Annotated in this window: 11 protein-coding genes and 1 pseudogene; 2 read left to right on the plus strand and 10 right to left on the minus strand. The window is 60.5% G+C overall.

Going from position 1 to position 12,121, the window contains the following annotated elements; genetic code table 11:
• The 5 genes and pseudogenes from PDO_RS03430 to PDO_RS03450 form a co-directional block, all read right to left on the minus strand.
• Nucleotides 1-359: pseudogene (locus PDO_RS03430) on the minus strand (cell division protein FtsZ); the annotation flags it as partial.
• A gap of 97 nt (nt 360-456) precedes the next feature.
• Complete coding sequence (gene ftsA, locus PDO_RS03435) at nt 457-1,788, minus strand: cell division protein FtsA (RefSeq protein WP_007597870.1); 1,332 nt, start codon at nt 1,786-1,788, stop codon at nt 457-459.
• Entirely contained in the window at nt 1,785-2,717 is a 933-nt protein-coding gene (locus tag PDO_RS03440) for a cell division protein FtsQ/DivIB (protein WP_007597872.1), read from the minus strand. The genes ftsA and PDO_RS03440 overlap by 4 nt, the downstream gene beginning before the upstream one ends.
• Nucleotides 2,705-3,631, minus strand: a complete 927-nt coding sequence (locus PDO_RS03445; RefSeq protein WP_007597874.1) for a D-alanine--D-alanine ligase — start codon at nt 3,629-3,631, stop codon at nt 2,705-2,707. The genes PDO_RS03440 and PDO_RS03445 overlap by 13 nt, the downstream gene beginning before the upstream one ends.
• Nucleotides 3,632-3,837: 206 nt before the next feature.
• On the minus strand, nt 3,838-4,650 hold the full coding sequence (locus PDO_RS03450) for a GGDEF domain-containing protein (RefSeq protein ID WP_244426335.1): 813 nt from the start codon (nt 4,648-4,650) through the stop codon (nt 3,838-3,840).
• Between PDO_RS03450 and PDO_RS28510 the strand changes: the two genes are divergently transcribed.
• Complete coding sequence (locus tag PDO_RS28510) at nt 4,628-4,969, plus strand: hypothetical protein (protein WP_192814347.1); 342 nt, start codon at nt 4,628-4,630, stop codon at nt 4,967-4,969. The genes PDO_RS03450 and PDO_RS28510 overlap by 23 nt on opposite strands.
• Nucleotides 4,970-5,041: 72 nt before the next feature.
• Nucleotides 5,042-6,040 (plus strand): metallophosphoesterase, encoded by a 999-nt coding sequence (locus PDO_RS03455; protein WP_007597878.1) that lies wholly within the window; start codon nt 5,042-5,044, stop codon nt 6,038-6,040.
• A gap of 38 nt (nt 6,041-6,078) precedes the next feature.
• Here the strand turns inward: PDO_RS03455 and murB are convergent, their stop codons facing one another.
• From murB to murD, 5 genes are all read right to left on the minus strand, one after another.
• Nucleotides 6,079-7,059 (minus strand): UDP-N-acetylmuramate dehydrogenase, encoded by a 981-nt coding sequence (murB, locus tag PDO_RS03460; RefSeq protein ID WP_007597880.1) that lies wholly within the window; start codon nt 7,057-7,059, stop codon nt 6,079-6,081.
• A complete protein-coding gene (gene murC, locus PDO_RS03465) occupies nt 7,060-8,472 on the minus strand; it encodes a UDP-N-acetylmuramate--L-alanine ligase (protein ID WP_007597881.1) in 1,413 nt (470 codons plus the stop codon).
• A complete protein-coding gene (gene murG, locus PDO_RS03470; RefSeq protein ID WP_007597883.1) occupies nt 8,469-9,590 on the minus strand; it encodes an undecaprenyldiphospho-muramoylpentapeptide beta-N-acetylglucosaminyltransferase in 1,122 nt (373 codons plus the stop codon). Before murG ends, murC begins: the two co-directional genes overlap by 4 nt.
• 4 nt (nt 9,591-9,594) lie before the next feature.
• Nucleotides 9,595-10,749 (minus strand): putative lipid II flippase FtsW, encoded by a 1,155-nt coding sequence (ftsW, locus tag PDO_RS03475; protein ID WP_007597884.1) that lies wholly within the window; start codon nt 10,747-10,749, stop codon nt 9,595-9,597.
• A 1-nt stretch (nt 10,750) separates the two neighbouring features.
• A partial coding sequence (murD, locus tag PDO_RS03480; protein ID WP_141649802.1) for a UDP-N-acetylmuramoyl-L-alanine--D-glutamate ligase occupies nt 10,751-12,121 on the minus strand: 1,371 nt, incomplete at its 5' end.

The raw sequence follows: 12,121 nt of genomic DNA on the forward strand, positions 1-12,121 counted from the left end.
CGACTGGAGCAGCACCGGTACCGGTACCGGCCACCCATGCCTGCGGTGACGAAGCACATATGCGTGCCGTTGAGATGGTCGATGATCTCGTCGATGCATTCTTCAGCCGCCGCACGGCCGACTTCCGGCTGCGAGCCGGCGCCGAGACCTTCGGTGACGCTGACGCCGAGCTGGATGATCCGTTCGGCCTTGGTCATGGTCAGCGCCTGGGCATCTGTGTTGGCGACGACGAAGTCGACGCCCTGCAGGCCAGCGGTGATCATGTTGTTGACGGCATTGCCGCCACCGCCACCGACACCGAAAACGGTGATCCGGGGCTTCAGCTCAGTGATGTCTGGCTTCTGCAGCTTGATGGTCATGGTACCAGTCCCTTCTTTTTCCGGCCGCATCGCCTAGCCGGCCAAGTCATTTCAACAGATTTCCCTGTCCCGAACCTTGTGGGCCCGGCGGGTGAACTCAAAAACTCTCTTTCAACCACTGACCCATGCGGGCGAAGCGGCTGTTTCCATTGCCGAAGGGCGAGAACAATCCGCCCTGCCCGGCATGTGTTTCCTGATCCGCAACCTGCGGATAGATCATCAGACCGACCGCAGTGGAGAAGGCCGGTCCCTTGGCGGCGGCCGGAAGACCGGACACACCCATCGGACGACCAATCCGCACATTGCGGGCGAGAATACGGCGGGCCGCTTCCGGCATGCCTGTCAGCTGGCTGGCGCCACCCGTCAGCACGACGCGCTTGCCGACCACCGGAGAGAACCCCGACTTCTGGATCCGGTCGCGCAGCAGTTCGAGCGTTTCCTCGATCCGCGCACTGATGATCCGGGTCAGGAGCGCCCGCGGAACCTGTGTCGGCTGGTCGCGGTCGTCCTCGCCGATCGGCGGGACGGAAATCATCTCGCGGTCGTCTGCGCCATTGGCGACAGCCGATCCGTGAACGACCTTCAAGCGTTCTGCATCCTCGATACGGGTCGAAAGCCCGCGCGCCAGATCGGTGGTCACATGATGACCGCCAATCCCGATGGCGTCTGTATGGATCAGCTTGCCTTCTGCAAAGACCGAAATGGTGGTCATACCGCCGCCCATGTCGATCGCAGCGCAACCGAGCTCCACCTCGTCGTCGACCAGGGCAGCAAGGCCGCTGGCATAAGGCGTGGCAACCACACCCTCGACGGTCAGGTGGGCGCGATTGATGCAGAGCTCCAGGTTGCGGAGTGCTGCACGTTCGGCCGTGACCACATGCATGTCGACGCCGAGGACGTCGCCATACATGCCAAGGGGATCGCGGATTCCCCGCTCTCCGTCAAGCGAAAAGCCTGTCGGCAGCGAATGAAGAACGGCACGGTCATTGCCCTGCGACTGCTGGCCGGCAGCGACGAGAACCTTGCGCAGATCGCCCGATTCCACTTCCTGGCCACCGAGATCGATGGTTGCCGTATAGACATCGGAACCGATGCGGCCGGCGGAAACATTGACGATCAGGCTTTCGACGGTCAGGCCGGCCATCCGCTCCGCCGCATCGACGGCGAGACGGACAACGTTTTCCACCGCATCGAGATCGGCAATCACACCGGACTTGATGCCATGCGAGCGCTGATGACCGAGGCCGATAACCTCGACATTATGCGTGCGGCCCGGCAGCACGGAGCTTTCGCGGCGCGGCGTCAGTCTGCCGATCATGCAGACGACCTTTGTCGAGCCGATATCCAGCACGGAGACCACATGGGCACGCTTGGACGAAAGCGGCTTGGTGCGCGGCAGACCAAAATTAGAGCCCCCGAAGAAGTTCATATGTTCTGCTCCGCCTTTTTCAGCGCCTTGCGACGCGCCTCGACCGCAGCAATGCGGCGCTCCTGCGCTTCCGGCGTCAGACGCACAGCGACTCGATCATGCAGGCGCATGTCGATCGCCGCGATATCGCGCGACAACACCTGCTGCTCTTCGTCGAAACGCGACAGAAGCGCCAGCGACTGATCAATTTCCGTTTCCGGCAGCTTCACCACGATGCCGTTGTCGAGATGGATATCCCAGCGACGACCGGCGACACGAACGAAAGCCTTCACCCGCGAGGCGATGCCCGGCCACTTGGCAAATTCTTCTTCGATGGCGGCCGCACCCGTTTCGGCGTCACGACCAACGAACAGCGGAAGAGAGGCAAACTTGTTGTCGCGCAGCGGCGCAATGACAGAACCCGAACGCTCGATGATCGACAGATCGGAACCATGCTGCCAGATCGCATAGGCCTGGCGCTCGCGGAGCAGGACCTCAACGGTGCGCGGATAGACCTTGCGAACCTCGACCGATTCGATCCACGGCAGATCGGCAAGCGACTTGCGCGCTTCGGCAATATCGAGACCAAGAAGACTGGTCGCGCCATCGAGGCCGAGCAATTGCAGAATATCGATTTCAGACGTGTGCTGATTGCCCGAGACACGGACATCCTCAATGGCAAAACCTGCAGTCGAGGTCATAGACTGAAGCACCGCCGGACCATGGCCACCAACAACAACCCCATGCAGGGCAACAGCGGAATAGAAACCGACAAAGGCAACCTTGCCAGCATGGCGCGGCAAAACGATCCGGCCAGAGCAGAGGCTGAGCACGAAGCGAACGACGCGACGCAGAGGACGCGGAAGGACAACCGTATCCGTGGCAGCAACATGCGCGCCGGGATACACCCCTTTGATCTCAGCCGATTTGTTGCCGCTTAGCGCAAACAAGAGGCGTCCTCCACCATCCAACGAACGAATTCACCAAAACCAAGGCCCGCATGGGCCGCCATTTCCGGCAACAGGGAGGTGGGAGTCATGCCCGGCTGATTGTTGAGTTCCAGCCAGATCAGATCACCATCTTCGGAGAACCGATCGTCGTAGCGGAAGTCTGAGCGACTCACTCCGCGGCAACCGATCGCCTGATGTGCCTTGACTGCCAATGATCGTATTTTTTGGTAAATTTTTGGTGAAATTTCCGCCGGAAGCACATGCTTGGAGCCGCCTTCCGCATACTTTGCATCATAGTCGTAGAAGCCATGTCCAAGCGGCACGACTTCGGTCACAGCCAGCGCGCGCCCGTCCATCACGCCACAGGTCAACTCGCGACCGGCCACATAACGCTCCACCATGACGACATCGCCGTAGCGCCATTCGGATGAAGTGAGGATCTGCGGCGGATGAGCCATATCCTCACGCACGATGACCACACCGAAGCTGGAACCTTCGCGAACCGGCTTCACCACATAGGGAGGCGCCATCGGATGTTCGTTGCCGATATCAAAACGGTTCATAATGATGGCTTCGGCAACCGGAACACCGGCCAGCGCTGCGATCAGCTTTGCCTGGCGCTTGTCCATAGCCAGAGCCGAGGCAAGGACGCCGGAATGGGTATATGGAATACCGAGATATTCGAGCACACCCTGGATCGTGCCATCTTCACCGAAGGGACCATGAAGCGCATTGAAGGCAACATCGGGACGCAGGGCAGAGAGAACTTCACCAACATCACGACCGACATCGACCCGGGTGACACGGTAGCCTTCGCTTTCGAGCGCAGCAGCACACGCCGTCCCGGAAGACAGGCTGACGGGACGCTCGGAGGAAATCCCTCCCATCAGAACCGCGACATGCTTGCCACTCATCAACGCCTCTCAACCAATCCAGAACCTGGGCCTGCGAACTCTCATGCCGCCGCGACCTTTGCAGGATGAGTAGAACAACATTAAGGTTAATGAAGCGTTTACTTTCGTTAACTTGCCGCCATAGGCCACATCCGATCCGGCTGAATCAAAAATCGCAGGCATCAAGACAAGTTATTGAAACTAAATATATAAGTCCACGAAATCACTCAGGCACGGCGGCGAGCGGCCGAAGCATCGGCGGAGGCCTTCTGCTGACGATTGCGGTCCCCGGCACCCGGAATCAGCGAAGCAGCATGCACGATTCGATTCCGGCCGGTGGCCTTGGCATGGTACAGCGCCATGTCAGCATCCGAGAAGATTTCGCTGAACCCGCGATCGGCCGTGGCATCCGTCATGCCGCCTGACACGGTGACACTGAACACCCTTCCGACCGTTCCGATGGACGCATCCGCCACCCTCGCCCGGATCTCCTCGGCAAGCAGCATGGCATCCTGTGGGGTGACGCCGGCGAGCAGCACAGCAAACTCCTCGCCACCGATGCGCGACAGCACGCCACGCCCCTTGACGGCCGCAGCCATTACAGCGGCGACGGTGACTATCACATCATCACCGGCCTTGTGTCCGAGGCTGTCATTGACGGCCTTGAACCGATCGATATCGAAAAGCAGCAGCGAGACCGGTCCCCGGCTCTTTTCAAACTCATCAAGGAAGGCCCGCCGGTTCATCAGGCCGGAGAGCATGTCGGTGCGGCTGAGTTCTTCAAACCGCTGGCGCGATACGCCGAGATCGTAAACGGCAAAGCCGACGACCGAATAGGCAAGCAGAGCCACGATGAAGGAAACGGGCGGTGTCAGCACGGTGGCGATCACCAGCGCCGGACCGAGATCATACGGCAGCAGTCCAAAAGCAACGAGCCCGAAATGCGAGAGCACATTTAGCAGATAGGCAAAAGCCGCAATCTTGACGGCCATCCGGACAGAACGGGAAAACACCGCCTTGCGCGATGCGAATTCGCCCAAGCTCAACTGCCGGATTATCCACTCGTTCGCCTTGCTGATCATCATTCGCCCCAATCGCCGGGCAGCATATTTCAGCGAAGTTAAAAATTCGTGGGAGCGATATGTTCGGCAGTTCAATGTAAGCGGGCGTGCACGCGACTGGTGGAGATACCGGAATCAAAATGGCAGCGAAAAGCGAGAACCGTTTGGTTTTGTACCCTTTGTTCCGGTTGCAATGTCCACCCGGCAGATTGCCACCTGCGCCAAAGCGCCATACCCTTGGCTGCTGAGAATAGGATTGGGAGCGGCCGATGATTTCAAGACGTCAGTTGATCGGTAGCGGACTGTCGGTCTGCCTGCCGTGGCTCCTCCCCACACGCCTGTTCGCAAAAGCACGATCCCGCCAACAGAGGTGACATTCCTGGTTATCAACGACATCCACACCTGCAACATGGGCAGCGGGCTTAGCCCAAACTGTGCCGAGGAAGGCAAGACCGATGAGAACCTGCTGCGCCACATAGCGGCACTGAACTGCATTGAAGACGAGCGCTGGCCAACCCACATCGATGGCAAACCCAGCGGCCTATCCAGCGCCGGACAGAAGATCGCCACTCCGCGCGGTATCGTCGTCAGCGGCGACATGACCGACGATGGCGGCGGCCAGACGGCGCTTGCCGCCGAAGGATCGCAACTGCTGCAGTTTTCCCACCGCTATCAGCAGGGCGTCGGTCCGGACCGCGTCCACTACCCTGTCTATGTCGGCCTGGGCAACCACGACCTCGACCAGGACGGGATCGCGCCACAGGGCGACTGGTACCGGCGCGAAATGCGCGAATATGTTCAGATGAACCATCGCCCCAATGTCTTCTTCAAGCCGACGGTGCCTGTCGACAACTACCACGACCTATCCGATACCTATTCATGGAATTGGGACGATCTGCATCTGATCCAGGCACAACGTTTCGCCGGCGACACCAACAAGGGTGCAGCAACCGCGATCGACTGGCTGAAAAATGATTTGGCCACCTATGCAGCCGACGGCCGACCCGTCATCATTTTCCAGCATTACGGCTTCGATGCCTTTTCGCGCGAGCGCTGGGATCCTCTGAAAAGCACCCTTGATGTCGACGGAACCGGCGCACCGCACTGGTGGTCCGATGAGGCGCGGTCAGTCTTTCTGGACGCACTCAAGGGCTATAATGTCCTTGCCATCGTCCATGGCCACCAGCATGAGACGCCGATGCTCTATCAGGCCGAGGGCTACGACATCATCAAGCCGAAAGCAGCCTTCATGGGCGGTTTCGGCCTGATCCGGATAACTGGCAGGACAATGGACGTGGTGCTGGCGGAGGCGACGGGCAATGACGGCGCCATCAGGTTCACCGCCGCCTTCAGCAAGACTTTTGCCTGAGACAAGACCGGTTTGGCGACCGGTCTTCAGTCGGCCTATCAGGCGGTCGCGGCCACCAGCCCCATGAAGGGCTTCACCTCGCGGCCTGGCATGAAAATGCCGACACGCTTGATTTCCCATTCCAGCTTGATGCCCGAATGTTCGAAAACCCGCTGGCGCACGGTTTCGCCGAGATATTCCAGGTCGTAGCCGGATGCATGGCCGACATTGATCATGAAATTGCAGTGCAGCGACGACATCTGCGCACCACCGATCATCAGGCCGCGGCAGCCCGCCTCGTCGATCAGTTCCCAGGCCGAGTGACCTTCCGGGTTCTTGAATGTCGAGCCCCCGGTCTTTTCCTTGACCGGCTGCACCGTTTCCCGGTGATGGCGCACCGCGTCCATGTCGGCCCTGATCTTGGCACGATCCTCGGTGAAGCCCTGAAACAGCGCGCTGGTGAAAATCAATCCGTCCGGCGCGGAGGAATGGCGATAGCTATAGCCCATGTCAGCATTTGACAGGACGTGGATATTGCCCTTGCGATCGACTGCCTCGACCTCGACCAGCCGGCTTGCGGTATCGCCACCGTTGGCGCCGGCATTCATCCGGATCGCGCCGCCGATCGAACCGGGAATGCCGTAATAGAAATGAAAGCCGCCGATATTGTTGTCCATCGCCATGGCGGCAATGTGCTTGTCCGGGCAGATGGCGCCAGCTCGGATCAGGTTTTCACCGGCCAGTTCCACCTGGCCGAAGCCCTTGGCGGACAGACGAATGACTACGCCGGGGATACCGCCATCACGCACCAGAAGGTTCGACCCGACGCCGACGACAGTCAGCGGAACCTCTTCCGGCAGCAACTTGAGGAAGCTCACCAGATCAGCGGTATCGTGTGGCTGGAACATCAGTTCTGCCAGGCCACCGGCCTGAAACCAGGTGACCCGATCCATCGGCGCATCCGGCGTCAGACGCCCCTTCAACTCGTTCACACCTAGGCCCAGCGAGGCCAGCAGCTTTTCCCCATCCACCTGTTTCATTCAAGACTTTCCCGAAATTGCATCAAGTTCCGCAGGCAGCACCCCCGCCCATTGCGTGATGTTACCCGCTCCCAACAGGACCACAAAATCACCCGGTTGCGCAATGCCTGCGATCAGCGAAGCCAATTGATCAGGCGACGGCAGATAACGCGCATCGCGATGACCGCCGGATTTGATCCGCGAGACCAGCGTTTCCGAATCGATCCCCTCGATCGGATCTTCGCCCGCAGCATATACCGGCGCCAGGAACAATGTGTCGGCATCGTTGAAACAATTGGCGAAGTCTTCGAACAGGCTTGCGAGACGCGAATAGCGATGCGGCTGATGCACCGCGATGATCCGGCCCTTGCAGGATTCGCGCGCGGCCTTCACCACAGCCTTGATCTCGACCGGATGGTGGCCGTAGTCGTCGAACACCTGAACGTTGTTCCAGGTTCCAGTCAGCGTGAAACGCCGCTTGACGCCGCCGAAACCCTCCAGACCCTTGCGGATGGCATCCTCGGAAATCCCCAGCCGATTGGCAACCGCGATCGCCGCGCAGGCATTGGAAATGTTGTGACGGCCGGGCATCGGCAAGATGAGGTCGTTGAACGTGAAGACGCGCCCCGTGCGACGACGGCGGATTTCCACATCGAAGATCGAACGTGTGCCATCGAGGCGCACATTGGAGAACCGCACGTCGGCCTGCGGGTTCTCCCCATAGGTGATGACCTTGCGGTCTTCGATCTTGCCGACCAGCGCCTGCACTTCCGGATGATCGAGGCACAGGACGCCAAAACCATAGAACGGCACATTCTCGACGAACTGGCGGAAGGCAGCCCGCGCATTGTCGAACGTGCCGTAATAATCCAGATGCTCGGGGTCGATATTGGTGATCACCGCAACATCGGCCGGCAGCTTCAGGAAGGTGCCATCCGACTCGTCGGCCTCGACCACCATCCATTCGCCCTCGCCCATGCGGGCGTTGGTGCCATAGGCGTTGATGATGCCGCCATTGATGACCGTCGGATCCATCTGGCCGGCATCGAGAAGTGCTGCCACCATCGACGTCGTCGTGGTCTTGCCATGCGTGCCGCCGATCGCGATCGCGTTGCGGAACCGCATCAGCTCCGCCAGCATTTCGGCGCGTCGAACAATCGGCAACAGCTTCTCGCGTGCCGCAATCAGTTCCGCATTGTTCTTCTTGATCGCCGTAGAAACGACCACGACCTCAGCCTCGCCAAGATTTTCGGCCGTGTGACCGACAAATACCTCAATACCCTTTGCGCGCAGACGCTGCACATTGGCGCTATCGGCCTGGTCGGAACCCTGGACCTTGTGACCGAGATTGTGCAGAACTTCCGCGATCCCGCTCATCCCGATACCGCCGATCCCGATGAAATGGACCAGCCCGATGGATTTCGGCATTTTCATTGTTTGGCTCCCTTGACCTGGGCAACACCCTTGCCAGCGGCAATAGCCTCAACCAGATCGGCGAGCAAGCCGGCAGCGTCAGGCTTCCCGGTGCTTTTTGCCGCCGCAGCGGTCTTCGTGAGCAATTCCGGCCCTTCAAGCGCCTCTTTCAACAGATCGGCGATCCGTTGCGGCGTCAGTTCGAACTGTGCAATCACCCGGGCGCCGCCGTTGGCGGCAAGTGCTGCGGCATTGGCGGCCTGATCGTGATCGAGCGCATACGGATAGGGCACAAGGATGCTCGGCCGCCCAATGACAGCAAGTTCAGATACCGTCGAGGCGCCAGACCGGCAGATCACCAGATTGGCTGCGGCAAGACGCTTTGCCATGTCGTTAAAGAACGGCTCGACATCGGCGCGAAGTCCAAGCCCCTGATAGATGCCGATGACCTTCTGCTGGTCTTCGGGACGTGCCTGCTGCGTCACCACGAGGCGCTGGCGCAAGTCGAGCGGCAGGAGGGCGATCGCAGCCGGAATGGCATCTGAAAAGAACTGGGCGCCCTGGCTTCCGCCAAATACCACCAGGCGGAATGGCTGACCGGCGGACGACGGAATGTAGTCCTTGGCCGCCGCCGCAATCACGGCCGGGCGAACCGGATTGCCGGTCACGACCATCTTCGACGCATGGCTTCCGGAGGGTGCCAGAAACCCGCCTGCAATGGCATCGACACGCGAGGCGAGCATGCGATTGGCACGACCCATGACGGCATTCTGCTCATGCACGGCCGTTGGCACGCCAAGTCCAGCCGCCGCCATCAGGGGCGGCACGGTCGGATAACCGCCAAACCCGATCACCGCTTTCGGCTTCAGCGCAGAGACAAGCTTGCGTGCCTCGCGATATCCTTGCCACAACGCCAGCAGCGCCTTGACGATCGCCACCGGGTTCTTCGAGCCGATCGTCGCCGAGGCAACGGTATGAATGGCGTCGGCCGGAAAACTGCCAGCATAACGTTCGGCACGACGGTCGGTCACCAGATGCACACCATAGCCGCGCTGTTTCAGTTCGTGCGCCAGCGCTTCCGCCGGAAACAGGTGGCCGCCGGTTCCGCCGGCGGCAAGCAATATGATCCCCTTGGACATCGTCTTACTCCGCCGGAACGCCGGCAACCGACCGGAACAGGCTGCGCTCCTGCGCACGCTTTTCCGGGCGCCGACGCGTCAATGCCAGGATGAAGCCGGCCGTTACGCAGATCGCCGTCATCGACGAACCGCCATAGGAAATCAGCGGCAGCGTCATGCCCTTGGCCGGCAGCAATTCGAGATTGACGCCGATATTGATCATCGACTGGATCCCGAGCAGCAAGACAAGGCCGGCCACCGCAAAACGGTTGAAGTCGTTGCGCTCACGGTAAGCGTGGCTAAGGCCACGCAGCACCAGGAAGCCGAAAATCGCCACCAGCAGCATGCAGAAGATGATGCCGAATTCTTCGGCGGCAACCGAGAAGATGAAGTCGGTATGGCTGTCGGGAATGATCCGCTTGACGATCCCCTCGCCCGGTCCCTGACCGAACCAGTCGCCCCGGATGATCGCCTCGCGCGCCGTATCCACCTGAAATGTATCGCCCTCGCCTGTCAGGAACCGGTCGACACGGCCAGCCACGTGCGGCAGCGTCATATAGGCGCCGACAAACCCGCTGACACCGAGAGCACCCAGCACGACGATCCAGAACCATGGCACCCCGGCCATGAAGAACATGCTGCCCCACACGCTGGCGGTCAGAATCGTCTGGCCAAGGTCAGGCTGGGCAATCAAAAGGGCGGCGACAATGCCGAACAACAGGATGGCAAACAGGTTTCCGGGGATTTCAGGCTGGCGCGCATGTTCGGCGAACAGCCAGGCACAGATCACCACGAAAGCCGGCTTCATGAATTCGGACGGCTGGATCGACAGCCCCGCCAGCGATAGCCAGCGGCGGCCACCCTTGACCTCAACCCCGATGAACAGCACCAGAACCATCATGATCAGCGAGACGGCGAGCAATGCCATCGCCGTCCGGCGAACCTGTCGTGGAGACAGGAAGGAAAGGCCGATCATGACGCTCAGCGCCGGCAGCATGAACACGGCATGGCGCTTGACGAAGTGGAAGCTGTCGAGGCCAAGCCGCTCGGCAACCGCCGGCGAAGCCGCAAAGGAGAGCATCAGCCCAATACCCATCAACATGATGAAGATGATCATGAACAGGCGGTCGATGGTCCAGAACCAGTCCGCAAGCGGACCTCTCTCCACACGGCTAACCATATCATTTGCCTCCTGTTGGCATGTCGATCAGCATGGTGACGTCTTCCAGTCCCGCGACGTGACCGACAAAGGCATCACCGCGAACTTCGAAATTCTTGTACTGGTCGAAGCTTGCACAAGCCGGTGACAGCATGACCGCAGAGGCTTCGCCATCTTGATCGGCATCAGCGGCTGCATGGGCCAGGGCGCGATCGAGCGTGCCGGAAATCTCATACGGCACCTGCTCGCCCAGCGTCGCGGCAAAGCTTGATGCCGCTTCACCGATCAGATAGGCCTTCACAATATGCGAGAAGAGTGGCGCGAGGCTTGTGATGCCGCCCTCTTTCGGCAAGCCACCGGCAATCCAGTAGATCCGCTGATAACTCGACAAGGCCGGTGCGGCCGCTTCCGCATTGGTCGCCTTGCTGTCATTGACGAAAACCACCTGCCGACGGCGGCCGACAGGCTGCATGCGGTGCTTGAGCCCCGGAAAGCTCTTCAGCCCCGACTGGATCTCGGCAACCGAGACGCCAACGGCGAGGCAGGCGCCAATGGCTGCCGCCGCGTTCTGTGCATTGTGCGCGCCGCGCAGCGTCTGAATGCCGTCAAGGTCGGCGATCGATGATGTTGCGCCGGTTTCGGCGCGAATGATGTGCGAACCTTCGGCATAAAGGCCATCGGCCAGCGGCTGGCGCTTGGAGATCCGCATCACCTTGTGGCCACCGCGCTCGACACGATCGGCAATCAATTCGCAGTAGCTGTCATCGACACCGACGATCGCCGTCTCCGCTCCGGCGACCAAACGCTCCTTGATCTCGGCATAGTGCTGCATCGTGCCGTGCCGATCGAGATGGTCGGGCGTCAGGTTGAGAAGAATGCCAGCGGTCGGATTGAGCGTCGGGGCGAGATCGATCTGGTAGGACGAGCACTCGACCACAAAGAAGCGGCCTTCTTTCGGCGGATCGAGCGTCAGCACCGCACGACCGATATTGCCGCCCAGTTGCGTATCGCGGCCGCTGGCTGCCAGGATATGCGCGATCAGCGCCGTGGTCGTGGATTTGCCATTGGTGCCGGTGATGGCGATGAACGGGCAATCGGGAGCGAGAGCACGACGTTCGCGCACGAAGATCTCGACATCCCCGATGATCTCTACGCCTTCAGCCCTGGCCAAGGCGACCGACCAGTGCGGCTTCGGATGGGTCAATGGCACGCCCGGCGACAGCACGAATGACGAGATCGTTGTCCAATCGACGCTATGCAGATCAACGGTATTGACGCCCTCGCCCGCCGCTTTCGCGACGCTGTCGGGGTTGTCATCCCAGGCAAAAACCTCGGCACCGCCGGCAACCAGCGACTTCGCCGTCGCCAAGCCCGAACCACCGAGCCCGAACAA

It is taken from the genome of Rhizobium sp. PDO1-076 (genome assembly GCF_000247475.1).
Taxonomy (GTDB): Bacteria; Pseudomonadota; Alphaproteobacteria; order Rhizobiales; family Rhizobiaceae; genus Allorhizobium.